Source organism: uncultured Pseudoxanthomonas sp., from assembly GCF_947498795.1.
In the GTDB taxonomy this organism is placed as follows: Bacteria; Pseudomonadota; Gammaproteobacteria; order Xanthomonadales; family Xanthomonadaceae; genus Pseudoxanthomonas_A.
Window position 1 is genome coordinate 464812 of record NZ_CANMLQ010000002.1, and the last position, 25172, is coordinate 489983.

Here is a 25172-nt window from a genome sequence, read left to right on the forward strand (position 1 = left end):
CAACGCGCACGTCCGACGGCGTGCGCGGACCGGGTGTTCAGCGCGTGGGATGGCCTTCCGTTCTGGGATGACGTGGCACCGATGGACCTTTCCGAACTCCAACTCGACACGCCCCGCCTGCTGCTGCGCTTGCCGCGGCGGGAGGACTACGAAGCGTGGGCCGCGTTCGCCACCGATGAAGAGACCATGCGTTACATCGGCGGCACGCAGGCCCGTTCGCCGGCATGGCGCAGCCTCGCCGCCACGCTGGGCAGTTGGCATCTGCAGGGTTTCGGGATGTTCTCGGTGATCGAGAAAGCGACCGGCCGCTGGATCGGCCGGGTAGGGCCGTGGCAGCCGGAAGGCTGGCCGGGCACCGAAGTGGGCTGGAGCATCGCCCGTGAGTCTTGGGGCCGCGGTTACGCGCCGGAAGCGGCGACGGCCAGTATCGACTGGGCGTTCGAACACCTGGGCTGGGAAGAGGTGATCCATACCATCGATCCGGAGAACGCCAACTCCAAGTCGGTCGCCGCGAAACTTGGTTCGACCTACCTGCGGATGGATCGCCTTCCCGAACCGCACCACGAGAAACCGGTCGAAGTCTGGGGCCAGACGCGCGCGCAGTGGCAGGCACGCAGGGTCGCCCAACCGTGACGTCGACGTCCGCGCTGTACGCAGGCCTGCACGATGCCTTGCCCGAGCTGATGCGGACGTTCCGCGATCCCTGGTGGATCATCGGCAGTGCCGCGATGGTGCTGGCGGATATTCCGAATGTCGCACCGCAGGACATCGACGTACTCTGCAGCCGTCGCGATGCGCTGCAATTGCGGGAGGCCTGGATCGATCACGTCGATGCGGCCTACCGCCCTGCAGACGAAACCCGTTTCCGTTCCGCGTTCGCCCGCTTCGTGCACCTGCCGATGCCGGTGGAAGTCATGGGTGGACTGGAACTGATGACGGCCACGGGATGGCGGCCCGTGCAGGTGCACGAAGATCTACGCCTCGACGTCGCCGGTCATGAAGTGCGTGTGACGACGTTGGATGAGCAACGTCGCATCCTGCTCGCGTTCGGTCGGGAGAAGGATCTCGCCAAGGCCGCCCGCATTCCCGTATCGCCGGAGTACCCGCATGTCGCCTGATCCCGTCACCGTCCATGGCATGTCAACCTCCGGCAACTGCCACAAGGTGCGCCTGTTGCTCGAACAGCTCGCACGGCCTTACGCGTGGGTCGAGGTCGACAGCGCCAACGGTGGTACCCGCACGCCGGACTACCTGGCGAAAAACCCCAACGGCAAGGTGCCGATGCTGGAGCGCGCGGACGGCGCGATCCTGGTGGAGTCGAACGCCATCCTCTGCTGGCTGGCCGAGGGCAGCCCGTACTTGCCGGCCGATGCCTGGCAGCGTGCGCAGGCATTGAGCTGGCTGTTCTTCGAACAGTACAGCCACGAGCCCTACATTGCGGTGGCGCGTTTCATTCGCGGATGGACGCCCGTGGATTCGCCGCGTCGTGCCGACTTGCCTCGTCTGCAGGAGCGCGGCGCCCAGGCGCTGGCCGTGATGGAAAAACACCTGCAAGGCGCGGCGTGGTTCACGGGTGACGACTACGGCGTGGCCGACATCGCGCTGTTTGCTTATACCCATTGCGCCGATGACGGCGGCTTCGACCTCGCCGCATACCCGCATATCACCGACTGGCTGGCCCGCGTACGCGCGCAGCCGGGTTTCGTTCCCATGCCCGGCGTGAGCGACGATGTCGCCGCGCGCCTGGCGTCCTCCTGATCCGAGCGAGCACATGACTGCCAAAGCAATTCCCGCACGCATGAAGGGCCTGAACCGGGCCGAGATCTGCGACCAGAATTTCATCGAGTTCGTCAGGGAATGGGACGGCCAGGTGCGCAGCGCGCCGGCCCACGGCGAGCCCGTGCTGCCCGGCAGTGCGCTGGATGCGACTGGCTTCGTGGAACTGCTCGAATCCCAGCTCGTGAGCCGCCATCTCGACCTGATGGCGCGCGTGCTGCGCGTGCAGAACAAGATCTTCTACACCATCGGCAGCTCCGGCCACGAAGGCAACGCGATGGTGGCGCGGCTAACGCGGTATACGGATCCCGCCTTCCTGCACTACCGCAGCGGCGGGTTCATGGCAGAACGCTTCCGCAAGCTGCCCGGCATGGATCCGGTGATGGACTCCGCGCTGAGCTTTGCTGCCAGCGCGGAAGACCCCGCGTCCGGCGGTCGCCACAAAGTGTGGGGCAGCAAGCCGTTGTGGGTGCTGCCGCAGACCTCGACGATCGCCTCGCACCTGCCCAAGGCACTGGGCACCGCCGTGGCGATCGAACAGGCGCGCCGCATCGGCCATGCGCTGCCGATTCCCGACGACAGCATTGCGATCTGTTCGTTCGGCGATGCGTCCTCGAACCATGCCACCGCACAGACCGCGTTCAATGCCGCCGCATGGACCGCATACCAGAAACTTCCCGCCCCGGTGCTCTTCGTCTGCGAGGACAACGGGATCGGCATTTCGGTGAAGACACCGGACGGCTGGATCGGCCGCAATTTCCGCGACCGCAAGGACCTGGACTATTTCCACGCCGACGGCCTGGACTTGGCGAGCGGCTATGGCCAGGTGCAGGCGGCGGTCGAGCATTGCCGTCACACCCGCCGCCCGACCTTCCTGCACCTGCGCACCACCCGCATCATGGGCCACGCCGGCACCGACTTCGAAATCGAATGGCGTCCTTTGGAGGAACTGTGCGCCGTCGAGGCGACCGATCCGCTGCTGCGCAGTGCCGCGATCGCGCTGGCGTCCGGCCTGTACACCAAGGACGCTCTACTCGCGACATACGAAGCGATGCGCAAGCGTTGCTTCGCTGCCGCCGAAGATGCCGACCGCCGTCCGCGCATCACCACGCTCGATCACGTGATTGCGCCGCTCGCGCCCTATACGCCCGACGCGGTGGCGGCGGAAGCCGCGCGCGAAGCCCCGCACGAACGGCGCGTCGCGGCCTTCGGTAGCGAGGACAAGCTGCCCGAGAAGTTGCCGCCCCGGCATCTCGCCATCCAGATCAACAACGCGTTGCACGACCTGTTCTGCAAGTATCCGGAGACGCTGCTGTTCGGCGAGGACGTGGCGCAGAAGGGCGGCGTGTACACCGTCACCAAGGGCCTGCAGAAGGCGTTCAAGGGCAGCCGCGTGTTCAACACGCTGCTGGACGAGACGATGATCCTCGGCATGGCCCAGGGTTACGCCAACATGGGCATGCTGCCGCTGCCGGAGATCCAGTACCTGGCGTACTTCCACAACGCCTGCGACCAGATCCGCGGCGAGGCGGCCAGCCTGCAGTTCTTCAGCAACGACCAGTACCGCAACCCGATGGTCGTGCGCGTCGCCGGCCTCGGGTACCAGCGGGGATTCGGCGGACATTTCCACAACGACAATTCGATCACGGCCTTGCGCGACATCCCGGGACTGGTCGTCGGGTGCCCCTCGCGCGGCGATGATGCGGCTACCATGCTGCGCACGCTGGCGGCACTGGCGAAGGTGAACGGGCGCGTCACCCTGTTCCTCGAGCCGATCGCGCTGTACATGACCAAGGACCTGTACGAAACCGGCGACGGGCAGTGGCTGTTCCCGTATCCGCCGCAGGACGAGGCGATGACACTGGGCGAGGGGCGCGTATACGGTGACGGCGCGGACGATCTGGTGATCTTCACCTATGGCAATGGCGTACCGATGAGCCTGCGTGCCGCAAGGACCATCGAACGCAAGCATGGCTGGAAGGTGCGTGTGGTCGACCTGCGCTGGCTTGTCCCGCTCAATGCCGCGTTCATCGCGGCGCAGGCGAAGACGGCGAAGCGGATCCTGATCGTCGACGAAGGTCGCCATGCGGCGGGCGTGGGCGAGGGGGTCATCACCGCGATCGCCGAGGCCGGCTATCGCGCGCGTCCCTTCCAGCGCGTGGTCGGCGCGGATACGTACACCCCCTTGGCCGGCGCAGCCTTCCTGGTACTCCCGGGCGATGACGATATCGTCGCGGCGGCCGACCGGCTGGCATGATGGCGGCCACAACCTGATCGAGAAACGCACATGCCCACGCCCCGCATCGGTCTCATCATCGGCAGCCTGCGCTCCGGCTCCTACAACCGGCAGCTCGCGCATGCGGTACAGCGGCTGGCCGGTGATCGCTTCGCGTTCGAGGAGATCGGCATCGGCGAGCTGCCGTTGTACGACCAGGACGACGATGCGGATTTCCCCGCGACGGGCCGGCAGTTCAAGCAGCAGGTGGAAGCCTGCGATGCGCTGCTGTTCATCACGCCTGAGTACAACCGCTCGATTCCTGGCGTGCTGAAGAACGCCATCGACGTGGGCAGTCGTCCCGGCGGCAGCAATTCCTTCGGCGGCAAGCGCGCGGCGATCATCGGTACCTCACCGGGCGCGCATGGCACGGTGTCGGCCCAGCAACACCTGCGCAACGTGCTGGCGGCGGTCGACGTGGCGGTGCTGCCGCAGCCCGAGATCGCCATCCAGTATCGCGAAGGCCAGATCGATGCGACGGGCGATATCGCCGACGAGCGCCTGCGCAAGCGCCTGCAGCTGTTCCTGGATCGTTTCGAGGCCTGGGTGGCCTGAACCGTCAGGCCGGGCGCAACAGCGCCAGGCCATCGCGCAGGCGCTGCAGCGGCCGACGGTCGTTCGGGCTCTCGTCGGCCAGCATGCCCGCGAGCGCACGCCGGAAAGGGGTCAGTCGGCGACCCGCTCGCAGCACCCCCTCGCGCAGCAAGCGTGCCGGCGCACGGTCGTCGGTGTAGAGCTCCACGATGGCGCGCGTGGCCAGGTACAGCGGCCGCGTGCCGCGGCGATGGCTGCGCTCGTAACGCGCCAGCCCTTCCGCGCACCCGAGGTCGCCCTTGCGCTGCATCGCGTCGCGCGCCATGGCAGCCAGCCGCTCGACGCTGGCCAGCCCGAGATTGAAGCCATGCGCCGTGACCGGGTGCATGCCGACCGCGGCATCGCCGGCCAGCGCGAACCGGCGCCCGACAAACCGGCGCGCATAGACGCCCACCAGCGGATACACATGCCGGCTGCTTTCCAGCTTCATGTGGCCCAGGCGATGCCCGTAGCGCTGCTCCATCTCGCAGGCGAATGCGTCGACGTCCAGTGCGGCGAGACGTCGCGCTGCGGCGTCGGGCAGGGTGATGACGACGGAGGATTCATGCTCCTTCAGCGGGAGCAGCGCCAGTGTCTGGCCGTGGCCGAACCATTCCCACGCCACGCCCTGGTGCGGCTGTTCGTGATGCATGCGGCAGACCAGCATGCTCTTGCCGAAATCGTACTGATCGGCCCCGATACCCATCGCGCGGCGCGTCTCGGAGAAGCGGCTGTCTGCCGCGATCAGGAGCGGTGCTTCCAGGCGGAGTCCGTCGCCGAGGGTGATGCCGGCATGGTCGTCGGTCGTGCGGACGGCATGGATCCGCGCGCCATCGAAGAAATCCAGCCCGGGCAGGTCGCTGACGGCCTTCAATGCCGCTTCGCGGATCTGCTGGTTCGGCACCAGCATGCCGAGCTGTTCCTTGCCGGCCAGTGCGGCGTCGATGCGCATGTCATGCAGGCAGTCGCCTTCCATGATGCGGGCGGCGCGCAGGGGCGAGCAGGCGTCGTCGGGCAGATGCTGCCAGATTCCGAGGTCGCGCAGCAGGCGCATTGAGGCATGCGTCAACGCGATCTCACGGCCGTCGAACGCGGGCTCTGCGATGGCGGCGCGCGACTGCCGCTCCACGAGCGCGACCTTGAGGTCGAGATCGCACAAGGCCTTGGCCAGGCACAACCCCGCGGGGCCGGCGCCGATGATGATGACGTCGTGGTGCATGCGCGTGTCTTCGTGCCTGGGTTCACGGCAGTCTAGGCACGCAGTCGCCCACGTCATTGACGTGGATCAATCGCCACGCAGGATCGTCAGCGGCTCAGGCCGTCCAGCAAGGGAATGCGCGTCAGCGGCTGCGTATCGGCCAACACGCCTTCGCCGGTGTGGTCCAGCGGCAGCACGGCCAGCAGCAGGGTCTGCGGACCGTCGGCCACCGTGCTGACGACTTCCCCGATGTCGCGCTCGCTGTCGCGCACGATGGCGCCCGGAGCGACGGAGCCTGCCGCGTGGAAGCCCTGCAATGCGCGCTTGGCCTTGCCGAGGAAGTGGGTGCGCGCCACGATTTCCTGCCCCGGGTAGCAGCCCTTCTTGACGCTGTAGGCGGCCAGCCTGTCCAGCGCCAGCTGCTGCGGCGTCCATTGTTCGCGCTGGGCATCGGGAAGGCGGGGAAGACCATGACGCAGGTCGGCGGCACGCCACGAGGCCTGCTGCGCAACGTCATCGACGCCCGGTGCACCGACACGCAGCGTGCGCGGACCGCCTTGTCCGCTCCAGTCCAGCTCCAGCACTCCGCCGTCCATCCCCAAGGTCGCGCCGCGCGCAGCGTGGGGTACGGCGAAAGCGCCGCTGATCGTCGTATCGACGTGGAGTTCGATCTTCAACTTTCGTCTAAACACGAAACGTCGCAGGGACTCGACGAACGCAGGGGCAGGGTGGTCCGGCAGTACGAGCCAGACGCGATCCTCCGCCAGCCGCGCCAGCGCAAACACCGCCATCACGCGTCCCTTGGGCGTCAGCCACGCGTTCCACTGCCATTGCCCGACCGGCAGGCCGGCCACGTCGTTGGCGAACTGGGCCTGTGCAAACGCCGCCGCATCAGGCCCTTCCAGCGTCACCAGGGCATGGTCGGACAGGGCGAAAGACGGCGCGGTGGTACGGGAAAGGTTGTCAGCCAAGGGGGCGGGGATTAAAATTTTGTGCGTTGCGAGACCGCCATGATAGGTCAAACTCCCCCGACTCCCGAACCCGATCCCGGAACACAGCCATCCGCTGCCTCGACGCCCACAGCCGGCGAAGGGGCGACGGATACGGTCGTGCAGAAGGAGATCGGTGGCCGCGACGGGCCCGAACCCACGCGTTACGGGGATTGGGAAAAGAACGGACGCTGCATCGATTTCTGAGCAGTGCACGTATAGCCAACGCGGTCCCTGACTGCCCAGCCGAGACAACGAGCGCAACGAATGGCGACTCCACAACGTCCGCTTTCCCCCCATCTCCAGGTCTACCGTTGGCAGATCCAGATGGTGACCTCCATCCTGCATCGTGCGACCGGCGTCGTGCTCGCTGCGGGCGCCCTCCAGATCACGGCCGGCCTGGTCGCGCTGATGATGGGTCCTGAGGCCTGGAACTGCTTCAGCAGCCACGCCGGCGCCTGGTACGGCCAGGTGTTCCTGTTCGGCTGGACATGGGCCTTCGCCTACCACCTGTGCAACGGCATCCGCCACATCGTGCAGGACTTCGCCATCGGCTACCGGATCGCGACGTTCGTGCGCAGCAGCTGGCTGTCGGTGATCGGCAGCCTGGTCATCACCGCCCTGGTGTGGGCGTACGTAATGGCGGGAGCTGGGGCATGAGCAACTTCCGTACCCCCATCAAGAACGCGCGCGGCCTGGGTTCGGCGAAGACGGGCACCGAGCATTTCGTGCACCAGCGCCTGACCGCCACCGCGCTGGTCGCGCTGACGATCTGGTTCCTCGTGTTCGTGCTCAGCCTGGCGGGCGCGGACTACGTCGCCGCCACGGCCGCCATCGCCAAGCCTTGGAACGCGATGCTGCTGGTCGGCTTCCTGGTCGCGATGTTCTGGCATGCGCAACTGGGCCTGCAGGTCATCCTGGAGGACTACATCCACAACTCGCTGCTCGCCCTCGCGGTGCAGACCACCGTCAAGTTCATCGCCGTGCTGGGCGCCATCGTGAGCGTCTTCGCCGTGGCCCGCATCGCGCTGGGGAATTGAGTCAATGTCCGCTTACAAGATCACCGAACACAAGTACGACATGGTCGTGGTGGGCGCCGGCGGCGCCGGCCTGCGCGCGACCTTCGGCCTGGCGGCCAAGGGCCTGCAGACCGTCTGTCTGACCAAGGTCTTCCCGACCCGCTCGCATACCGTGGCGGCGCAGGGCGGCATCTCCGCCGCGCTCGGCAACATGGGCGAGGACGACTGGCGCTATCACTTCTACGACACCATCAAGGGCTCGGACTGGCTGGGCGACCAGGACGCCATCGAGTACATGTGCCGCGAGGCCATCCCGGCCATCATCGAGCTGGAGCACTACGGCGTGCCGTTCTCCCGCACCGAGGACGGCAAGATCTACCAGCGTCCGTTCGGCGGCATGACCACCAAGTTCGGTGAAGGCCCGCCGGCGCAGCGTACCTGCGCCGCCGCCGATCGCACCGGACACGCCATGCTGCACACGCTGTACCAGCAGTCGCTGGCGCACGACGCGCGCTTCATGGTCGAGTACTTCGCGCTGGACCTGATCTTCGACGAAGAAGGCGCCTGCCGTGGCGTACTCGCCCTGGACATGGCGACTGGCACGCTGCACCTGTTCCGCGCCCATGGCGTGGTGCTGGCCACCGGCGGCTACGGCCGTGCGTACTTCTCGGCGACGTCCGCGCATACCTGCACCGGCGACGGTGGCGGCATGGTGATGCGCGCCGGCCTGCCGATGCAGGACATGGAGTTCGTGCAGTTCCATCCGACCGGCATCTACGGCGCGGGCTGCCTGATCACCGAAGGCGTGCGCGGCGAAGGCGGCATCCTGCGCAACAGCAACGGCGAGCGCTTCATGGAGCGCTACGCACCGCACTACAAGGACCTGGCGTCGCGCGACGTGGTCAGCCGCTCGATGACCATCGAGATCCGCGAGGGCCGCGGCGTCGGCGAGCACAAGGACCACATCCTGCTCGACCTGACCCACCTGGGCCCGGAAGTCATCAACGAGAAGCTGCCCGGCATCGCCGAAAGCGCCCACATCTTCGCAGGCGTGGACGTGACCAAGCAGCCCATCCCGGTCATCCCGACCGTGCACTACAACATGGGCGGCATCCCGACCAACTACCACGGCGAAGTGGTGCGCAAGGTCGGCGACAACCCGGATGCCGTCGTGCCCGGCCTGTACGCCATCGGCGAAGCCGCCTGCGTATCGGTGCACGGCGCCAACCGCCTGGGTTCGAACTCGCTGCTCGACCTGGTCGTATTCGGTCGCGCGGTCGCCAACCGCTGCGCCGAGACCATCAAGAGCGGTTCTGCGCACAAGCCGCTGGCCGGCGATGCCTGCGACAAGGCGCTGTCGCACCTGGACAAGCTGCGCAACGCGAATGGCGACACGCCCACCTCGGTGATCCGCGACAACATGCAGCGCACGATGCAGGCCGACGCCGCCGTGTTCCGCACCAGCAAGACGCTGAAGGAAGGCTGCGACAAGATGGCGGACATCTTCTCCAGCTTCCAGGACGTCAAGGTCAGCGACCGTTCGCTGATCTGGAACTCGGACCTGATCGAGACCTACGAACTGCACAACCTGCTGCTCAGCGCGGTGGCCACGATCAATTCGGCCGAACAGCGCCATGAGAGCCGCGGCGCGCACGCGCACGAGGATTTCCCGGAGCGCGACGACGTCAACTGGCAGAAGCACACGCTGGTCAACGTCGCCGACGACGGCACCTGCAGCTTCGATTCCCGCCCCGTGCACATGTACACGCTCAGCAAGGACGTGGATGTGGTGCCGCCCAAGCCGCGCGTCTACTGAGCCCGGGAGACCTGACACATGGCCGAATTTTCGCTCCCGAAGAACTCGCGCGTCACCAAGGGCAAGCACTTCCCCGCGAAGGGCGCCAAGAACGTGCGCACCTTCAAGGTGTACCGCTGGAACCCGGACGACGGCGCCAATCCGCGCACCGACACCTACGAGATCGATCTCGACAAGTGCGGCCCGATGGTCCTGGACGCGCTGATCAAGATCAAGAACGAGATCGATCCCACTCTGACGTTCCGTCGCTCGTGCCGCGAAGGAATCTGCGGTTCGTGCGCGATGAACATCGATGGTACCAACACGCTGGCCTGCACCAAGGCCATCGGCGATTGCGGCAAGGCGGAAGTGCCGATCTATCCGCTGCCGCACATGGACGTGGTGAAGGATCTGGTTCCCGACCTGACCCATTTCTACGCGCAATACGCCTCGATCAAGCCCTGGATCCGCACGCAGACGCCGGCCCCGCCGGATCGCGAGCGCCTGCAGTCGCCGGAAGACCGCAAGAAGCTGGACGGCCTGTACGAGTGCATCCTGTGCGCCTGCTGCTCGACGAGCTGCCCGAGCTACTGGTGGAACGGCGAGCGTTACCTCGGCCCGGCGATCCTGCTGCAGGCCTACCGCTGGATCATCGATTCGCGCGACGAGGACACCGGTGCGCGCCTGGACGATCTGGAAGATCCGTTCAAGCTGTACCGCTGCCACACCATCATGAACTGCGCCCGGACCTGCCCGAAGGGCCTGAACCCGGCGCTGGCGATCGCCGAGATCAAGAAGCTGATGATGGCGCGTCGCGCCTGACCGCATGAGCGACGGACCCGCCACGGCAATCCTCTGGCCCGCCGTGGCGATGGCCGGCCTGACCTTCCTCGTGTGGGTCAGGCTGTACCAGCTTCGGCTGGGGGAAATGGCCCGCAAGCGCATCCACGCGCAATCGCTGGCGAATGCCGCGGATTCGGTACGCCTGCTGAGCGACACCCGCGCGTCGGACAACTTCCGCAATCTCTTCGAGCTGCCGGTGCTGTTCTATGCCGGCGTGATGCTGGCGGCGCAGCTCGGCGTCTCGGATGCGGTCTCGCTCGCGCTGGCGTGGGCCTTCGTCGCGTTGCGTACCGTGCACAGCCTGGTGCACTGCACCTGGAACCATGTCATGACCCGCTTCGTGGCCTATGCGCTGGCAACGCTGGTGTTGATCGCGTTCTGGGTGCGCCTCGCGCTGGCGATGGCCGCGGCATGAGCGACGATCCCGAACTCAAGCGCATCCGCTGGCGCTGCCGGCGTGGCATGCGCGAACTGGACCAGCTGTTCGGACGTTATCTCGACCGCTGCTGGGCGGTCGAATCCGAACCGCAGCGCGTTGTTTTCCTACGGCTGCTCGATTGCGAGGACGATAAGCTCTGGCGCTGGTTCATGGGCTACGAGCACTGTCCCGATGCGGAACTCGCCGCGCTGGTCGAACGGATCCGTCAACTGCCGGCTTGAGTGGCGGCCGTCGCGCCTGCTGCAGGCGGTGCTGATCCTGCTGGGTGCGCTGGGTGCCGTCTCGATCCTGACGAGCGAAATGCCGCGACCGATCGCCTGGCCTGCCGGTGCTTTCGCGCTCGGGTATGGCCTGTGGCTGTCGCGCAAGGAAGGGCGGAAGTCCCCCCTGGTTTTCTGGTTTCCCGGCGACGAGCGGGCCCCCAGCGTCGACGGCGTGCCGATGTGCGCGGTTTGCCTGCGGTGGCGGGGTCCGCTGGCGTTTCTCCGTTGGCGCGAGCGCGCCGGCGGGCGCTGGCGTCATGCTGCCTGGTGGCCGGATACGCTGCCGGCTTCACGGCGGCGTGAACTCCGGCTTGCTGCGGGCGGCGGGGATGCTGGGCGGCACCGGAGGGATCGGGCACCATAGGGGCATGTTCAAACCCATCCCTGTCGCCATCGGCCTGCGCTATCTCCGCGCCAAGCGCCGCAACGGTTTCATCTCCTTCATCTCGCTGGCCTCGGTCGTCGGCATCGCGCTGGGCGTGATGATCCTGATCACCACGCTGTCGGTGATGAGCGGCTTCCAGCGCGAAATCCGCGACCGCTTGCTCCAGGCCACGGCGCACGCGACGGTAATGGGCGCAGGCGAGGCCATGCACGACTGGCCGCATGCCACCAAGATCGCGATGGACGACCCGCGCGTGTCGGGTGCCGCCCCTTTCATCAACGTGCAGGCGATGCTGACCGGCAATGCCGATCCTCAGGGTGCGCTGGTCACCGGCATCCTGCCTGGCGAGGAGCCGAAGGTTTCCGTGATCGGCGACAAGATGAAGGCCGGCACGCTGGACTCGCTGAAGCCGGGTGAATTCCACATCCTGCTGGGTCAGGAGCTGGCGGCCTGGCTCCGCGTCGGCGTAGGCGACAGCGTCGTCGTTACCGCGGGCGACTTCCAAGGCACGCCGATGGGCGCGATGCCCAAGATCAAGCGCTTCACCGTCAGCGGCATTTTCTCGGTCGGTCACAACGACGTCGACCGCAACCTCGCGCTCGTGCACATGGGCGACTTGCAGCGTGTGTTGCGGATGGGCGAGGGCGTGACCGGCGTGCGTCTCAAACTGCACGACATGTACCAGTCCTGGGAGGTGGCACGCGACCTCGCGCTGCGTCTGCAGGGCCCTTACCGGATCAGCGACTGGACCAGCGAGAACGCCAACCTCTACCACTCGCTGAAAATGGAGAAGACGGTGATGGGCATCCTGTTGTCCTTCATCATCCTGATGGGCGCGTTCTCGCTGGTGAACTCCCAGGTCATGCTGGTCACCGACAAGCAGGCCGATATCGCCATCCTGCGCACGCTGGGCCTGACGCCGCGCGGCGTGATGCAGGTGTTCATGGTGCAGGGCCTGCTGATCGGCGTGATGGGCACGGTCCTTGGCGTGGTCGGCGGTATCCTGCTGACCATCAACCTCGAGTACATCCTCGCCGCCATCGAAGCCGTGTTCAAGGTGACGTTGCTGCCGCCGGACGTGTACTACATCACCGGCTTGCCCTACGAACTCAGCGGCAGCGAAGTCGTGCTGATCGCCGCCGTGGCCTTGACGATGAGCTTCCTCGCCACGCTCTATCCGGCATGGCGGGCCGCCCGCACCCAGCCCGCGGAGGCGCTGCGCTATGAATGACGCCATCCGTTCCGCTGTCGTCCACGCCGAGGCGCTGGGCAAGACCTATGCCGAAGGCAAGCTGCGCACGCCGGTGTTCGACGGGCTGGAGTTGAACGTGCAGCCCGGCGAGACCGTCGCGATCGTGGGCGCGTCCGGCGCGGGCAAGAGCACGCTGTTGCACCTGCTCGGCGGCCTGGATACGCCGACCTCGGGCGAGGTGTACGTCGCCGGACAGAAGATGTCGTCGCTGTCCGACGCAGCGCGTGGCCAGCTGCGCAACCGCTCGCTCGGGTTCGTCTACCAGTTCCATCACCTTCTGCCCGAGTTCACCGCGCTCGAGAACGTCATGATGCCGGTGATGCTGGGTGGCGCGAACGCGGAAACGGCGTCAGGCAAGGCGAGGGCTTTGCTGGAGTCGGTCGGCCTGGGGCATCGCCTGGCGCACAAACCTGGTGAATTGTCGGGCGGCGAGCGGCAGCGTGCCGCGGTGGCGCGCGCCCTGGTCAACCAACCGGCCTGCGTGCTGGGCGATGAGCCCACGGGCAATCTGGACGAGAAGACCGCGGCGACCGTGTTCGACCTGATGCTTGAGCTCAACCGGGCGCAGAAGACCAGTCTGGTACTGGTGACCCATGATCGCCGCCTGGCGCGCCGGCTGGACCGGGTGCTGGAACTGCACGAAGGCAAGCTGCGCGAGCTGCCCCGCGACGCCGTCTGATCGGTGGCGGCGCGACCACGCGCCGCGCTCCTGTATCAAGCGGCAGGCGCGCGCTTCCGATAGGTCGCGATCCGGATCGCCAGCCACGCCATCGGCATGTAGGCGAACAACAGGTCGCAGACCTTGAACCAGATGGGTGCGGGAATCATCACGCTGGCGGCGATGCCTCCACACAGGAACAGAAGGCCAATCACCCAAGCGAACAGTGCCTTGCGGCTGCCGGCGATCGCATGCGCGGCAAGCGCACCGACCAGCGTCCCCAGTGCGTGCGCAACAAACGGTGCGATGAAATGCCGGGGCTGCAACAGGGGCATGGCCTGTCGCAGGCCCTCCGCCGTCGTCATGTCCACGCCCGGCGGGGGCGGGAAGAGCGCGGGTCCGAGCATGACGACGGTCATGTTGGCGAGACTGCCGAGTACGAGGCCGGCGACGACGGCAGCGATGTTGCGAAGCATCTTCGACATGGCAGGCTCCAAGAACGTGCGGGGATCTTACCCCCGTACTCGGCTGGAAGGGATCCTGTCCGTTCGGCGCCGCGGGACGGACGCCGCTGCTAAGGCGCTGAGCTACCTGCGCTTGGCTGACGCGATCTTGCCGGCGACGTACAGCAACACCCCACCCACGCTCAAGCCCGCGACAAGAAAACGTCTGACTTCGTCACTGGGCACAGGATCTTTGGCAAGTCCCTCCAGAAAAAGGAAGACTGCGATGGTGACCAGCGCGATACCCGTCTTGCAGTACGTATCGGGTGAACAATGCAGGCGAGTTTTCATGCTGCTGACTGCAAGTTCCCCATATGGCTCACGCGGGGCCTGATCCCAGAATCAACCCGAACCGCGAAACGGGTTCGGCTTGAATGAATTGTTAGGCCGCATCACTGCGACCTGACAGCCTTAACCTTGCAGTGCATTTCCTCTAGAAGTTCATATCCTCTGCGCGCCTCCCCCGACACATACGCAGAGTAGGCTCTGTCTGTCAGGTCGATGCAGGTGGCTAGCAAATCCCTCTTGCCGGCAAGATAAGCGAATCCCTCACGGAGCCCTTGGAACGCCAGCGACAGCGACCATTGCTCGTCAAGGCCGACACCTTCCCGATTTGGGAAGAGATCTGGAGAGCATAGTTTCACGAACCCAATATAGTCCTTGAAGCTATGCAGGTCGTTGAACGGGAAACGTGCCATGCACTCTCCTATGCGGCCTAACACCAGAATTAAGCCGACCCGCGAAGCGGGTTCCGCTTGAATGAAATGTTAGGCGGCACTCGGCGATCAATCATTGATCATGCGGCCAAACTTGAATAAAGCAGTGCTGTCGCGAAATAGGCCAAAGTAGTTTTCACCCGTATCACAGTTGACGTGGCGGAGCTGGTCGCCTGGCTGCATTATGGGAATGGCCGTCGCCCATCCTGCCGAGTCTGCAAGATTTGGGTTACCCAACAGATCAGCAAAGTCTAAAGTTTCATAGCGCCTCATTGACTCTGAAATTTCGCACCCGGCGGCAAGCACAAAACCGCGCGCAACGCGTGCGTGCTCCGTTTTTGGTCCAAGGCGATGATGAACACAGCTTGTGATGAGAGCGGCGCCCAGCGTTGCCAATACAAGCTTTGAGAGCAGGTTCCTTGGATATCGACAGTGCATGGTGTGCCGCCTAACGCCTGAATTAAGCCGACCCGCGAAGCGGGTTCGGCTTGAATGAATTGTTAGCCCCCAGCTTATACTTTGATGTGCCCACTGACCCACCACTGTAGGAACTTGCCCAAGGAAGGGGCAATCCAGGTGCGGCTATCATCCTCATGGGACCAAACAAAGATATCAGGCCGCCTTACCTCTCCAGCTTGAATCGGGAAGGCGAACTGGTCGCCATTGCCTGCGTCACCGAAAAAGAGAAGCGAGTCAAACGGCATGTAAAGTTCGGGGAAGCTTGGATCGCTACGGAACTGCAAATTGTCACTCTTGATCCGCTCGGCAGGCCAAACCAATCCGAGCTCATACTCGCCGAGCACACCATCCGACGCCGCAAGAAGAGACTTGAGGTCGTCGGGGAGCAATAAGCCAAGCCCTTGCTCGCATGCGAGAACTTCCGCGTCGGTGGCGCCGGACGTCAGTTCAATACTGGGGTATAGGTCTTGGAGTGTCCTGAGCCATTCCATGGGAGCTAACACCAGAATTAAGCCGACCCGCGAAGCGGGTTCGGCTTGAATGAATTGTTAGCACTCATGGCATGACCCTACAGCATGTAAAGCCGTTTGCGGGGCCCCAGCGATACTGACGTCAGACTGGACCTGCATTCATGCACGTAGCGAACAACGTGCAGATCGGCTGGAACAGAGTAGGCGGCAACGCTGGTCAGGGGTCCCGATGTGTACACCCAGACATCGGAAGGCTTGGCACTAACCAGTTTTTGGTCTAAGCCACGCCCCTGCACTGGATGCTTCTCCAAGTACCTGGCCGCTTGGGCACGACAGTCGTCAGCGTGCAGGTGAGGTAAGACGTAAGCGCCAGCGCCAAAAAGAACTGCAATAGCTGTAGCTGCTCCGACGAATAGAAGAGGGGATCTCTGTCCGCTCATGAGTGCTAACACCTGAATTAAGCCGATCCGCGAAGCGGGTTCGGCTTGAATGAATTGTTAGGCGTCATCTTGAAACTGGCGGTCAAAGTCTGCAACTGCCTCCTCAATCGAGCTTCGTGGCGACATGCGCTGCTCTGGAGGTGCCTCGCACATCAACTCTTCGAACTGCCGATCAAGCCGAAGTATTTGTTCTTGTGCGGTATCTGGGAAGATGTGATCGCAGCTCTGAACTACAAATCCGACACCCAAAATCTCCACGACGCGATACAGGAGCAGGTGGCCATCGTGACGGCGCCAAGTTGGGATGTAGCGATACAAGTAGGACGACGTTTCGAGACTCATGTGACCGTCAATGACGCCTAACACCTAAATTAAGCCGACCCGCGAAGCGGGTTCGGCTTGAATGAATTGTTAGAGCCCTGCCCGCGATAGCACATGAGTCAACTCCAACTGGTTGCAGCCATGGTCTTGCAGGATGCCGTCAGCATCTAGCACTCCAACCTCAAATCCCCCCTCAACATCCTCGTAGTAAAGCAGGCCAGAGGGTAACTCCGCAACGACAAGGACATGCTCCAAGACGCGGTTGCGATGGAAGGGTGCCGAGTAAAAAGGTACGCGATACGAGGCAAACGCAATCTGCTGAGCAGGTGAGCAGTTGGGAAGCTGATCGGCAACCAGCGCCTCAAGCTCAATGACTGTAATGGGCTGCCAAGTTTCCAAAGGGCTCTAACACCAGAATTAAGCCGACCCGCGAAAGCGGGTTCGGCTTGAATGAATTGTTAGGCGCGTCACTCCGTATAGCCGCGCGCATAGCCATTCCAATGCAGGACATGAGTTGAGATGGACATCTCACGGAATGCCTTGCCCTCGACGGTTCTGGAGTCGCGCCGAATTACTTGTACCAGACCATAGGGATCTGCCACGAGCTGAAGGCCATTGGCCAAATGGCAATCTACTACACCTGGCCCTCCGCCGAGACAGAAGCCAAGATCAAGTCCCGTCTTGGCTGGGAAATCCTCAAGCCTGTCTCCGACGCTGACGAATGTCGAGAGTCGGGCCAGCATTACTGGCTTGGGCAGATCCGAGTAGATGATTCTGGAAATCTCATCTGATACGTCAGATGGCGTCGTTTGAGACCACGCGGCAACTGAGCTGAGCGTGGCTGCGGCAACCAGCAAGACGGAAGTGATCTGGCATTGAACTTTCATAAGCGCCTAACACCTGAATTAAGCCGACCCGCGAAGCGGGTTCGGCTTGAATGAATTGTTAGGCCCCGGACAGTGACTGCCAGAACCCGGACCAGTCTTGTGACTCAGGATACTTTGTCCTGACAGAAAGTCGAACGGAGCGAGGCTGACGTGACCACCATGTGTCGAAGTCATCCCGATAGGACTCTCCGATGCCCATGCGCCACCCCGAGGATCTGCGGGGAAGATTGGGAAACTTGACCCATGGCGGGTGCATGAACCCCTCCGCATCAAAGTCCGGAAAGGGCGGGTCGGGCCAATGCTCTACTTTGAGATTCTCGTCGTGGCTCATACGGGGCCTAACACCAGAATTAAGCCGACCCGCGAAGCGGGTTCGGCTTGAATGAATTGTTAGGCCTGCACTCCAGGCTGACTCGGCTGCTGGCGCCAAAGCTGGCCCTCGATGATGACCTCAGTGATAGCAGGCGGAATGTAACTCATCTTTGTTGTACCAGCGATGCCATCCGCCACTCGTCGTGCAGTCAGTGGCCTTGGGAAAAAAGTCGGAGATCGGGCCGGGCATGTGCACGCGAAGCCAAGTCCGCAGTCGGTGCGGATGACGTGTATCCCAGAAATTCTCGGGCATATGCAGATCGACTGAGTTGTGAGGCATTGCGACCCCAAGATGCTGTTGTGCAGGCCTAACACCAGAATTAAGCCGACCCGCGAAGCGGGTTCGGCTTGAATGAATTGTTAGGCTGCAGCGCCATGTAACGTTGCAACCAGCTCGCCTGCAGATTGTCTTGTGAGTGGGCGGGTGAGCAAGGGGTTGGCTAGCTCCCAGATTGCCTCAGCGATCGCCGGGGGCTGGGGAAAGCTGATGTCCTCACGGCACTCAATAGCATTGGCCCAGGCCTCTACGTCAGCATCTGAAATATCACCCGCTAGGAACCGACCGAGAATGGCCGAGATGTGCCCCGACTCCAAGGTGGCCAACTCCTCCTCCGAGTCCCAGGAAAAGGCCGATAGATCATGGGTCACGTCGGCGAGAGGGCGGCTGAAGTGAAGAAGGTCTTCTAGGTGGGATGTGCGCGTCTCTGTCACTGCAGCCTAACACCAGAATTAAGCCGACCCGCGAAGCGGGTTCGGCTTGAATGAATTGTTAGGCGGCAACCTACTTGCGTAACGCGACCTCACGAGTTGCCGCCGTGTAGCAATCAGAGTCCGCGCCGCTGTATGACTCACTGTGGGTAGGATTGATCTCATGGGAAAGGTCCAAGAGTGACTGAGTGTCCAGATGTTGCCCGGACAGCAGAGAACGGCAAAGGTCTGCTCTGGAGAGCGCGGGCCTAGTGGGCTGAGAGCCAGCCCTGGTCGCCGTGTCCGTGGCATCAGGTGTTTCAGACCCGCACGCCGCGAGGACGAGAGACCCGAGAACTAGAAGAGCTAGAGCTGAAAGCGTGCGATAACTCATCATTGCCGCCTAACACCGGAATTAAGCCGACCCGCGAAGCGGGTTCGGCTTGAATGAATTGTTAGGCGGCAAGCTAGTTGCCTTGCCGCGCCGCCGACAGAGTGAGAGTGGATAGGTCATTGCTATCAAAGCGTACCGTGACCTGTATGTGCTTGTCTGGAAGTAGCCGCAGTGACGAAGTTATCGCGGCCGGCCACTCATCCTTATCCATACGGCGGATGAAATCTTGCCGGTTTGGAGAGTCTAGGCAAGTCGCTGCCCTCTTAGCGTTGTAGTGCCCAAACTCCCAAGAGGTGTTGGGTAGCAGGTAGGTGCAAAGCGACTTGCCAGGCTCGTAGCCGGAATGCTGGCAGTCATGCGTCATGAGTGCATCGGGAGTGTCTCCGCCCCAGCCGCCACGCAATGTGATCGCGTGGCTTTCTCCGGTCGTGGCCGCCGATGCGAACTTGGCAATCTCGGCGCACATCTCGTCTTGCGATCTCATCGTGCCCGTCGAGCACGACGCTACCAAAGGCAGGAGCACTGGGGACAGATAGCGAATCCACATTGATGTCTCCATGCCGCCTAACACCAGAATTAAGCCGACCCGCGAAGCGGGTTCGGCTTGAATGAATTGTTAGGCTGCAGCGCGACGTAACGTTGCAACCAGCTCGCCAGCAGATTGCCTTGTGAGTGGTCGGGTGAGCAAGGGGTTGGCTAGCTCCCAGATTGCCTCAGCGACCGGCGAGGGCTGGGGAAAGCCGATGTCCTCACGGCACTCAATAGCATTGGCCCAGGCCTCTACGTCGGCATCTGAAACATCACCCGCTAGGAACCGACCAAGAATGGCCGAGATGTGCCCCGACTCCAAGGTGACCAACTCCTCCTCCGAGTCCCAGGAAAAGGCCGATAGATCATGGGTCACGTCGGCGAGAGGGCGGCTGAAGTGAAGAAGGTCTTCTAGGTGGGATGTGCGCGTCTCTGTCACTGCAGCCTAACACCAGAATTAAGCCGACCCGCGAAGCGGGTTCGGCTTGAATGAATTGTTAGAGCCCACCAAGCCAAGGCTCCAGCTTTGAAGAAGCCACAGAAAACGCAGCCTGCCAATCGTCACCTGGGCCGAATCCATTTGGATCAAATTTGACGACGGGATTGTCAGGTGAGGCCAAGTCTATGCAGTAGTGGATGGCACAGCCAGCATGAATAATGGGGAGCAAATGCTTAGGCCAAGCCCAGCCGGGATCTTCTGTGTCTGGCTCGTTGAAGATGCGGTAGAGGCTTAGAGCCGTGTCGCCTTGATCCGTCAGATGGCCGGAGCCCAAGCCGAGCAAGCCGTAGTCCGGCCCGAAGCCACCATTGCCTCGTTTGGCATAAAGCTCGACGAGCGCAGATGGGAGCGAATAACCGATCGTGCTCTCAACCTCGGCGATTTCTTCATTTGTAGGTGCCGGGTATCTCACGTGGGCTCTAACACCAGAGTTAACCGGACCCGCCATGGGTCCGCTCCGACACCGATGATAGCCGGATCCCTGCCGAAGACGCGGCCCCGATGCGGGTTCCGGTTGAACGACTAGTTATGCGGCAGCGGTCCGGATGCGTGCGATGCGGAGCGTCCGTCCCAGCGATGCCTGCTACCTGAAACCCCTCCGCTGAAGCGCCCGGCAAAAGCGGCTGACCGGAGCACCGCAAGCCTCGGCTTGTGGCGCGCCGGTTGCGCCGCTTTTGTAGCAGCTGATCGCGGCCGCGGGCAATCAGAAAGCGGCGTGCAGTGATGTCAGACCTTGCCCAAGCAGAAACAGATCTGATTCCGCCCTGCCGTATAACACCAGAATTAAGCCGACCCGCGAAGCGGGTTCGGCTTGAATGAATTGTTAGGCACGGGCTGCGCGCCGCGATGACAGGAATCTGCGTGTGGCCGGTGCTAAGAGCAGAAGTAGTAGGAATGCCATAAAGATGCCAATGGCGGCTGCGATAGCTACCGGAATCTTTGCCGCAGCGAAGAGAGAGAAAGCGATGGCCAGGGCAGTGCAGACAACCAGAAACCAGTAGGCAAAGCTAGAACCGCGCCAAAGGAACCAGCAGGTCGCAAGGGTCACGGCGGTGCCACCCGCTTGGCTCCACCGGAGGCTTCCGGCAGCGAGAAGCAGTCCTTTGAGAAGCAGGTCGCCAATCACCAAGATGGCTATGAAGGCGAGCAAGTAAAGACGCCCACGATCTTCTGCTGATTGCATTGATGCCTCTCCCCGTGCCTAACACCTAGTAGACCCCATTCCGGGGTAATAGCGCCGAGTATTCAGGCTCCTCCACACAGCGTCAATCAGGCTTTCCTTACGTCCGTTCAACGGCTTGGCTGATGGTTTCGATGCGAGCTGCCTGCGACGCTGGCAGCGTTATCCGCATGGAATGCGATCGCAATGGAATATCAGCCTGAGGACGGGGCGGTATCGGATGGGGTGTCGGCGGCCCGGCGGGGTTTGTTGGAGGAGGTGGAGCGCCGGCTTCGGGTGGGTCACTACAGCATACGCACGGAGCGGGCGTACGTGGGGTGGATACGCCGGTTCATTGCTGCCAATGGCAGGCGTCACCCGCGGGAGCTGGGGGTGGTGCAGGTCGAGGCGTTCCTGACGCAGCTGGCGGTCGAGGGGAAGGTGGCTGCGAGTACGCAGAACCAGGCGCTGTCGACGGTCCTGTTCCTCTATCGCGAGGTGTTGGGGTTGAAGCTGGCGTGGATGGAGGATGTGGTGCGCGCCAAGCGACCGCAGCGGGTGCCGACCGTACTGTCGCAAACCGAGGTGCGTGCCTTGCTCGCGCACATGGATGGCCGCATGGCGGTGCTGGCGCGGCTGCTGTACGGCAGCGGCATGCGCCTGATGGAAGGGGTTCGCTTGCGGGTGAAGGACGTGGACTTCGCCCGCAACGAGATCACCGTGCGCGAGGGCAAGGGCGGCAAGGACAGGCGGACGGTGTTGCCGGCGTCGCTGGTGCCGGCATTGCAGGCGGAGGTGGAGCGGGTCCAGGTACTGCATGCGCAGGATCTCGCGCGCGGCGCCGGCGAGGTGTGGCTGCCGCATGCGTTGTCGCGCAAGTATCCGAACGCGGCGCGCGAGCTCGGCTGGCAATACGCGTTTCCCGCGCGCGCCATCAGCCTGGATCCGCGCGATGGCCGTTGGCGACGGCACCACATCGACGAGGCCATGCTGTCGCGTGCGCTGAAGCGTGCGCGGGTGGCGGCGGCCATCGTCAAGCCGGTGAGCGCGCATACGCTGCGCCATTCGTTCGCCACCCACCTGATCGAAAGCGGCTACAACATCCGCACCGTGCAGGAACTGCTGGGGCACAAGGATGTCGCCACCACGCAGATCTACACGCACGTGCTCAATCGCGGCGCGGGCGCGGTGCTCAGTCCGCTGGATCGCTGAGATGGGGCGGACGGACGCACCCGTTCCGGCGCCGGCCGGGTTGGCATGCGTGGCGGCGCTCCTGCTCGGCATGGTGGGCATGCTGTGGCAGGCGACCCTGCCGGCGGTGGCCATGCTCTGGCTGGGACTCGCCGCAGGCGCCGCAGGCTGGTGCGCCGCATGGCGCTGGCGCTGGGCGGGCGCGCTGCTCGCGGGTGCGGCATGGGCGGGCCTGCATGCCACGTGGAGCCTGGGTGTGCAGCTCCCGGTGGCGTGGGAGGGCAGGGAGGTGGAGGTCTCCGGGCGGGTCATGGGCCTGCCCGAGCCCGGCGCGCGACGAACCCGCTTCCTGTTGCGGGTCGACGCCGATGCGCATCAACCGGCCCCGTTGCGGGGTCGCCTGTTGCGGCTTTCGTGGTACGACGACTTCGGGGCCACCGCACCCGGTGCGCGCATGCAGATGGGGGCTGGCGAACGCTGGCATCTGCGGATCCGCGTGCGTGCGCCGCGTGGGCTGGCGAACCCGGGCGGGGTTGACACCGAGCGTTACGCCGCGGCGCAGCGCATCAGCGCGATGGGCTACGTGCGCGACCCCGGCACGGCGCGTCGGCTGTCGCCGGGGCGTGGCATCGATGCCTGGCGCAGCCGCATGTCAGCGCGCATCGCTGCCGCCGTGCCGGACCGCATGGCGCGTTTCGTGCGGGCACTGGCACTGGGCGACACGCAGGGGCTGGATGACCACGACTGGCAGGTGCTGCGGGCTGCCGGGCTGACGCATCTCATCGCGATCTCGGGCTTCCATGTCGGCATGGTGGCCGGCGCCTGCGCGCTGGTGGCCGCAGGTGCGTGGTGGGTGTTTCCCGCGCTGGCCCGTCGCATTCCGCGCCCACAGGCCGCGGGTGCGGCGGCATTGGCCGGAGCGCTGGCGTATGCCGCCGTGGCCGGATTCGCCCTGCCGACGGTGCGCACGGTGTTGATGATCGGCGTAGTGGTGCTGGCGCGCGTGGCAAGACGCCACGTGCGGGTCGTCGACTTGCTGGCGCTGGCGATGTGGGCAGTGCTGCTGTGCGATCCGCTGTCGCTGCTCGCGGCGGGCTTCTGGCTGAGTTTCGGCGGCGTTGCGTGGCTGGCCTGGTGCCTGCCGGCATCGATGCACTGGGCGAAAGCCTTCCTGCCGGCACAGGGCGTCGCGACGATCGGCCTGTTGCCGTTCACCGTCGTGCTGTTCGGCCAGGCCTCGCTCGCGGGTCCGCTGGCGAACCTCCTGGCGATTCCCTGGTGGAGTCTGGTCGTCGTGCCGCTGGCCCTGCTCGGGACGGCACTGGAGGTGCTGCACCCGGGTGCCGGTGGATGGGCCTGGAGCTTGGCGGCGACCTGCTTCGAACCGAGCTGGGGATGGTTCGAGCGGGTGGCCGCGCATCCCCACGCGTTGTGGTGGTTGCCGGAAAGCCCCGCGTGGACGCTGTGGCTGGCGTTGATCGGCGGATTCTGGTTGTTGCTGCCCCGCGGTGTGCCGGGGAAATGGCTGGCGGTGCTGCTGTGGTTGCCGTTGCTGTGGCTGGATCGCGAAAGGCCCGGCGCGGGCGAGGTGGAGCTGGTCGTGATCGACGTGGGACAGGGGCTCTCCGCGCTGGTACGCACGGCGAACCATGCGCTGCTGTTCGATGCCGGGCCGGCGGTGGAGGAGGGATTCGATGCCGGCGAACGTGCGGTGGTGCCGGCCCTGCGAGCGCTGGGGGTGCCGCGCCTGCATGCGCTGGTGGTCAGCCATGCGGACAACGACCATGCCGGAGGGGTCGACGCCGTGCGCGACAGCCTGCCGGTAAACGTCGTGCTGGCGCCTCCTGGCAGCGGCGTGGACGCCAGCGCGGCCTGTCTCGCCGGCGCGTCGTGGACGTGGGACGGCGTGCATTTCCGCTTCCTGCACCCGGGTCTGCATTTCCCTTATCTGGGCAATGAATCGAGTTGCGTGCTGAAGGTGGAGACCGCGCACGGGAGCGCGCTGCTGCCGGGCGATATCGGCGCCATCGTCGAGCGGAGCCTGGTCCATCGCGATGCCGCCGGATTGCGCGCCGACGTCGTCGTGCTGCCGCACCATGGCAGCGCGGGGTCGTCGGATCCGGCCTTCATCGCCGCCACCTCGCCGCGGCTTGCACTGAATGCCAGTGGGGCCGGCAATCGGTTCGGCCACCCGCGGGCCGGGGTGGTGGCGCGCTGGCGCACCCAGGGGGCGGAGGTCGTCGATACCCAGACGGGCGGAGCCCTGCGCGTGTGGCTGGGCAAGGGCGGGCTGCAGCTGCGTGAACGGCGTCACGCGCGACCGCGCTGGTGGGACGCCGTACGGTGGCGGCAGGCCGGTGGGCTATCCTATCGGCTGGAAGAAGGACGGCCGGATGCGCCGGAGGACTGAACGTGCTGGAACTGGTGAAGGCCGGCGGTTGGCCGATGATCCCGCTGCTGCTGCTCGGCGTGCTGGCCCTGGCCATCGTGGTGGAGCGCTTCTGGTCGTTGCGCCGCAAGGAGATCCTGCCGCCCGGACTGGGCGAGGAAGTCCGTGCCTGGGCCGCGCGGGGCCAGCTCGAGGCCGCGCACGTGGAATCGCTTCGGCGCAACTCCCCGCTGGGTGAACTGCTGGCGGCGGCGCTGGACATGCGCAGCAAGCCGCGCGACCAGATCCGCGAGCGGATCGAGGACACCGGCCGCCACGTGGTCCACCGGATGGAGAAGTTCCTAAACGCGCTCGGCAGCATTGCATCGGCAGGCCCGCTGCTCGGCCTGCTGGGAACGGTGGTCGGCATGATCCAGATGTTCCTCGGCATCCAGGACAGCGGCGTCGGCGATGTCAATGCGCTGGCGGGCGGTATCGGCAAGGCGCTCGTGTGCGCGGCGGCCGGCATGATCGTCGCCATCCCTGCGCTGCTGTTCCATCGCTATTTCCGGGGCAAGGTCACCGGCTACGTGATCGAGATGGAGAAGGAGGCCACCGCCCTGGTCGATGCGCTGGAGGCGCGCCACCCGCGCGCGGTCGTCCGGCCGGGCGGCGCGGTCGCGCCGGCCACAGCACCGACGAGCGCCTGAGGC

27 protein-coding genes and 1 pseudogene are annotated in these 25172 nt (G+C 64.5%); 19 read left to right on the forward strand and 9 right to left on the reverse strand.

Translation table 11 applies throughout. From position 1 onward, the window contains the following. Positions 1-81 precede the first annotated feature (81 nt). From Q0907_RS08355 to Q0907_RS08375, 5 genes are read left to right on the forward strand one after another with little or no spacing between them, the layout of a single operon-like run. Positions 82-633 (forward strand): GNAT family N-acetyltransferase, encoded by a 552-nt coding sequence (locus Q0907_RS08355; protein WP_299343200.1) that lies wholly within the window; start codon positions 82-84, stop codon positions 631-633. After that, positions 630-1118, forward strand: coding sequence for a hypothetical protein (locus tag Q0907_RS08360; RefSeq protein WP_299343201.1), 489 nt, complete (start codon positions 630-632; stop codon positions 1116-1118). The genes Q0907_RS08355 and Q0907_RS08360 overlap by 4 nt, the downstream gene beginning before the upstream one ends. Then, positions 1108-1758 (forward strand): glutathione S-transferase family protein, encoded by a 651-nt coding sequence (locus Q0907_RS08365; RefSeq protein WP_299343203.1) that lies wholly within the window; start codon positions 1108-1110, stop codon positions 1756-1758. Before Q0907_RS08360 ends, Q0907_RS08365 begins: the two co-directional genes overlap by 11 nt. Positions 1759-1771: 13 nt before the next feature. After that, positions 1772-4033: a thiamine pyrophosphate-dependent enzyme gene (locus Q0907_RS08370; RefSeq protein WP_299343205.1), complete on the forward strand. Its 2262-nt coding sequence runs from the start codon at positions 1772-1774 to the stop codon at positions 4031-4033. A 30-nt stretch (positions 4034-4063) separates the two neighbouring features. Beyond that, positions 4064-4606 (forward strand): NADPH-dependent FMN reductase, encoded by a 543-nt coding sequence (locus Q0907_RS08375; protein ID WP_299343207.1) that lies wholly within the window; start codon positions 4064-4066, stop codon positions 4604-4606. A 4-nt stretch (positions 4607-4610) separates the two neighbouring features. On the opposite strand, the gene ubiM is transcribed toward Q0907_RS08375, so the two are convergent. Both ubiM and Q0907_RS08385 read right to left on the reverse strand, forming a co-directional pair. After that, positions 4611-5843, reverse strand: a complete 1233-nt coding sequence (ubiM, locus tag Q0907_RS08380; protein WP_299343209.1) for a 5-demethoxyubiquinol-8 5-hydroxylase UbiM — start codon at positions 5841-5843, stop codon at positions 4611-4613. 86 nt (positions 5844-5929) lie between these two features. Next, positions 5930-6793 (reverse strand): folate-binding protein, encoded by an 864-nt coding sequence (locus tag Q0907_RS08385; RefSeq protein WP_299343210.1) that lies wholly within the window; start codon positions 6791-6793, stop codon positions 5930-5932. A 39-nt stretch (positions 6794-6832) separates the two neighbouring features. On the opposite strand from Q0907_RS08385, the gene Q0907_RS08390 reads away from it, so the two are divergent. Genes Q0907_RS08390 through lolD form a run of 10 tightly spaced genes read left to right on the forward strand, consistent with a single transcriptional unit; the run spans position 6833 to position 13486 of the window. Continuing rightward, positions 6833-7018 carry a DUF1674 domain-containing protein gene (locus tag Q0907_RS08390; protein WP_299343212.1) on the forward strand — a complete coding sequence of 62 codons (186 nt, stop codon included), beginning with the start codon at positions 6833-6835 and terminating at the stop codon, positions 7016-7018. Between the two features lie 60 nt (positions 7019-7078). Then, a complete protein-coding gene (gene sdhC / locus Q0907_RS08395) occupies positions 7079-7471 on the forward strand; it encodes a succinate dehydrogenase, cytochrome b556 subunit (RefSeq protein ID WP_299343214.1) in 393 nt (130 codons plus the stop codon). Next, positions 7468-7851: a succinate dehydrogenase, hydrophobic membrane anchor protein gene (sdhD, locus tag Q0907_RS08400; protein WP_296282418.1), complete on the forward strand. Its 384-nt coding sequence runs from the start codon at positions 7468-7470 to the stop codon at positions 7849-7851. The genes sdhC and sdhD overlap by 4 nt, the downstream gene beginning before the upstream one ends. Positions 7852-7855: 4 nt before the next feature. Continuing rightward, positions 7856-9646, forward strand: a complete 1791-nt coding sequence (sdhA, locus tag Q0907_RS08405) for a succinate dehydrogenase flavoprotein subunit (protein WP_299343217.1) — start codon at positions 7856-7858, stop codon at positions 9644-9646. Positions 9647-9664: 18 nt separating this feature from the next. Then, on the forward strand, positions 9665-10447 hold the full coding sequence (locus Q0907_RS08410) for a succinate dehydrogenase iron-sulfur subunit (RefSeq protein WP_055944159.1): 783 nt from the start codon (positions 9665-9667) through the stop codon (positions 10445-10447). A 4-nt stretch (positions 10448-10451) separates the two neighbouring features. Next, a complete protein-coding gene (locus Q0907_RS08415) occupies positions 10452-10883 on the forward strand; it encodes an MAPEG family protein (RefSeq protein WP_299343240.1) in 432 nt (143 codons plus the stop codon). Beyond that, positions 10880-11128 carry a succinate dehydrogenase assembly factor 2 gene (locus Q0907_RS08420; protein WP_296282411.1) on the forward strand — a complete coding sequence of 83 codons (249 nt, stop codon included), beginning with the start codon at positions 10880-10882 and terminating at the stop codon, positions 11126-11128. The genes Q0907_RS08415 and Q0907_RS08420 overlap by 4 nt, the downstream gene beginning before the upstream one ends. Further along, on the forward strand, positions 11079-11534 hold the full coding sequence (locus Q0907_RS08425; RefSeq protein WP_299343241.1) for a hypothetical protein: 456 nt from the start codon (positions 11079-11081) through the stop codon (positions 11532-11534). Before Q0907_RS08420 ends, Q0907_RS08425 begins: the two co-directional genes overlap by 50 nt. 4 nt (positions 11535-11538) lie before the next feature. Further along, positions 11539-12786, forward strand: coding sequence for a lipoprotein-releasing ABC transporter permease subunit (locus Q0907_RS08430; protein ID WP_296282408.1), 1248 nt, complete (start codon positions 11539-11541; stop codon positions 12784-12786). Then, positions 12779-13486 (forward strand): lipoprotein-releasing ABC transporter ATP-binding protein LolD, encoded by a 708-nt coding sequence (gene lolD, locus Q0907_RS08435; protein WP_299343242.1) that lies wholly within the window; start codon positions 12779-12781, stop codon positions 13484-13486. Before Q0907_RS08430 ends, lolD begins: the two co-directional genes overlap by 8 nt. A gap of 35 nt (positions 13487-13521) precedes the next feature. On the opposite strand, the gene Q0907_RS08440 is transcribed toward lolD, so the two are convergent. The 5 genes from Q0907_RS08440 to Q0907_RS08460 all read right to left on the reverse strand — a co-directional run bounded on the left by Q0907_RS08440 (position 13522) and on the right by Q0907_RS08460 (position 15634). Then, positions 13522-13950: a hypothetical protein gene (locus Q0907_RS08440; RefSeq protein WP_299343243.1), complete on the reverse strand. Its 429-nt coding sequence runs from the start codon at positions 13948-13950 to the stop codon at positions 13522-13524. A gap of 102 nt (positions 13951-14052) precedes the next feature. Further along, the gene (locus Q0907_RS08445; RefSeq protein ID WP_299343244.1) at positions 14053-14259 is read right to left on the reverse strand and encodes a hypothetical protein; all 207 of its coding nucleotides are present in this window, start codon (positions 14257-14259) and stop codon (positions 14053-14055) included. 101 nt (positions 14260-14360) lie between these two features. Further along, on the reverse strand, positions 14361-14666 hold the full coding sequence (locus Q0907_RS08450; protein WP_299343245.1) for a hypothetical protein: 306 nt from the start codon (positions 14664-14666) through the stop codon (positions 14361-14363). Positions 14667-14753: 87 nt separating this feature from the next. Beyond that, positions 14754-15080 (reverse strand): hypothetical protein, encoded by a 327-nt coding sequence (locus Q0907_RS08455; protein ID WP_299343246.1) that lies wholly within the window; start codon positions 15078-15080, stop codon positions 14754-14756. 116 nt (positions 15081-15196) lie between these two features. Next, the gene (locus Q0907_RS08460; protein WP_299343247.1) at positions 15197-15634 is read right to left on the reverse strand and encodes an SMI1/KNR4 family protein; all 438 of its coding nucleotides are present in this window, start codon (positions 15632-15634) and stop codon (positions 15197-15199) included. 488 nt (positions 15635-16122) lie between these two features. Here Q0907_RS08460 and Q0907_RS08465 point away from each other — a divergent pair, with 488 nt between their 5' ends. Beyond that, the gene (locus Q0907_RS08465; RefSeq protein WP_299343248.1) at positions 16123-16416 is read left to right on the forward strand and encodes a hypothetical protein; all 294 of its coding nucleotides are present in this window, start codon (positions 16123-16125) and stop codon (positions 16414-16416) included. 425 nt (positions 16417-16841) lie between these two features. Here the strand turns inward: Q0907_RS08465 and Q0907_RS08470 are convergent, their stop codons facing one another. Both Q0907_RS08470 and Q0907_RS08475 read right to left on the reverse strand, forming a co-directional pair. Further along, on the reverse strand, positions 16842-17261 hold the full coding sequence (locus tag Q0907_RS08470) for a hypothetical protein (RefSeq protein ID WP_299343249.1): 420 nt from the start codon (positions 17259-17261) through the stop codon (positions 16842-16844). Positions 17262-19739: 2478 nt separating this feature from the next. Beyond that, positions 19740-20189, reverse strand: a complete 450-nt coding sequence (locus Q0907_RS08475; protein ID WP_299343250.1) for an SMI1/KNR4 family protein — start codon at positions 20187-20189, stop codon at positions 19740-19742. A gap of 918 nt (positions 20190-21107) precedes the next feature. Here Q0907_RS08475 and Q0907_RS08480 point away from each other — a divergent pair. The 3 genes and pseudogenes from Q0907_RS08480 (at position 21108) to Q0907_RS08490 (ending at position 25169) form a co-directional block, all read left to right on the forward strand. Next, positions 21108-22112 carry an integron integrase gene (locus Q0907_RS08480; RefSeq protein ID WP_299343252.1) on the forward strand — a complete coding sequence of 335 codons (1005 nt, stop codon included), beginning with the start codon at positions 21108-21110 and terminating at the stop codon, positions 22110-22112. Between the two features lies 1 nt (position 22113). Then, a pseudogene (locus Q0907_RS08485) lies at positions 22114-24538 on the forward strand (DNA internalization-related competence protein ComEC/Rec2); the annotation flags it as partial. Beyond that, positions 24504-25169 carry a MotA/TolQ/ExbB proton channel family protein gene (locus Q0907_RS08490; protein WP_299343254.1) on the forward strand — a complete coding sequence of 222 codons (666 nt, stop codon included), beginning with the start codon at positions 24504-24506 and terminating at the stop codon, positions 25167-25169. The pseudogene Q0907_RS08485 and the gene Q0907_RS08490, both read left to right, overlap by 35 nt. Positions 25170-25172 lie beyond the last annotated feature (3 nt).

What these genes read in the sequence shown, in the direction of transcription:
- Q0907_RS08355 (WP_299343200.1), top strand. Translation starts at nt 82, where the DNA reads ATGGACCTTTCCGAACTCCAACTCGACACGCCCCGCCTGCTGCTGCGC.
- Q0907_RS08365 (WP_299343203.1), top strand. Translation starts at nt 1,108, where the DNA reads ATGTCGCCTGATCCCGTCACCGTCCATGGCATGTCAACCTCCGGCAAC.
- Q0907_RS08370 (WP_299343205.1), top strand. Translation starts at nt 1,772, where the DNA reads ATGACTGCCAAAGCAATTCCCGCACGCATGAAGGGCCTGAACCGGGCC.
- Q0907_RS08375 (WP_299343207.1), top strand. Translation starts at nt 4,064, where the DNA reads ATGCCCACGCCCCGCATCGGTCTCATCATCGGCAGCCTGCGCTCCGGC.
- ubiM (WP_299343209.1), bottom strand. Translation starts at nt 5,843, where the DNA reads ATGCACCACGACGTCATCATCATCGGCGCCGGCCCCGCGGGGTTGTGC.
- Q0907_RS08390 (WP_299343212.1), top strand. Translation starts at nt 6,833, where the DNA reads ATGATAGGTCAAACTCCCCCGACTCCCGAACCCGATCCCGGAACACAG.
- sdhC (WP_299343214.1), top strand. Translation starts at nt 7,079, where the DNA reads ATGGCGACTCCACAACGTCCGCTTTCCCCCCATCTCCAGGTCTACCGT.
- sdhD (WP_296282418.1), top strand. Translation starts at nt 7,468, where the DNA reads ATGAGCAACTTCCGTACCCCCATCAAGAACGCGCGCGGCCTGGGTTCG.
- sdhA (WP_299343217.1), top strand. Translation starts at nt 7,856, where the DNA reads ATGTCCGCTTACAAGATCACCGAACACAAGTACGACATGGTCGTGGTG.
- Q0907_RS08410 (WP_055944159.1), top strand. Translation starts at nt 9,665, where the DNA reads ATGGCCGAATTTTCGCTCCCGAAGAACTCGCGCGTCACCAAGGGCAAG.
- Q0907_RS08415 (WP_299343240.1), top strand. Translation starts at nt 10,452, where the DNA reads ATGAGCGACGGACCCGCCACGGCAATCCTCTGGCCCGCCGTGGCGATG.
- Q0907_RS08420 (WP_296282411.1), top strand. Translation starts at nt 10,880, where the DNA reads ATGAGCGACGATCCCGAACTCAAGCGCATCCGCTGGCGCTGCCGGCGT.
- Q0907_RS08425 (WP_299343241.1), top strand. Translation starts at nt 11,079, where the DNA reads ATGCGGAACTCGCCGCGCTGGTCGAACGGATCCGTCAACTGCCGGCTT.
- Q0907_RS08430 (WP_296282408.1), top strand. Translation starts at nt 11,539, where the DNA reads ATGTTCAAACCCATCCCTGTCGCCATCGGCCTGCGCTATCTCCGCGCC.
- lolD (WP_299343242.1), top strand. Translation starts at nt 12,779, where the DNA reads ATGAATGACGCCATCCGTTCCGCTGTCGTCCACGCCGAGGCGCTGGGC.
- Q0907_RS08440 (WP_299343243.1), bottom strand. Translation starts at nt 13,950, where the DNA reads ATGTCGAAGATGCTTCGCAACATCGCTGCCGTCGTCGCCGGCCTCGTA.
- Q0907_RS08445 (WP_299343244.1), bottom strand. Translation starts at nt 14,259, where the DNA reads ATGAAAACTCGCCTGCATTGTTCACCCGATACGTACTGCAAGACGGGT.
- Q0907_RS08450 (WP_299343245.1), bottom strand. Translation starts at nt 14,666, where the DNA reads ATGGCACGTTTCCCGTTCAACGACCTGCATAGCTTCAAGGACTATATT.
- Q0907_RS08460 (WP_299343247.1), bottom strand. Translation starts at nt 15,634, where the DNA reads ATGGAATGGCTCAGGACACTCCAAGACCTATACCCCAGTATTGAACTG.
- Q0907_RS08470 (WP_299343249.1), bottom strand. Translation starts at nt 17,261, where the DNA reads ATGAAAGTTCAATGCCAGATCACTTCCGTCTTGCTGGTTGCCGCAGCC.
- Q0907_RS08475 (WP_299343250.1), bottom strand. Translation starts at nt 20,189, where the DNA reads ATGGCGGGTCCGGTTAACTCTGGTGTTAGAGCCCACGTGAGATACCCG.
- Q0907_RS08480 (WP_299343252.1), top strand. Translation starts at nt 21,108, where the DNA reads ATGGAATATCAGCCTGAGGACGGGGCGGTATCGGATGGGGTGTCGGCG.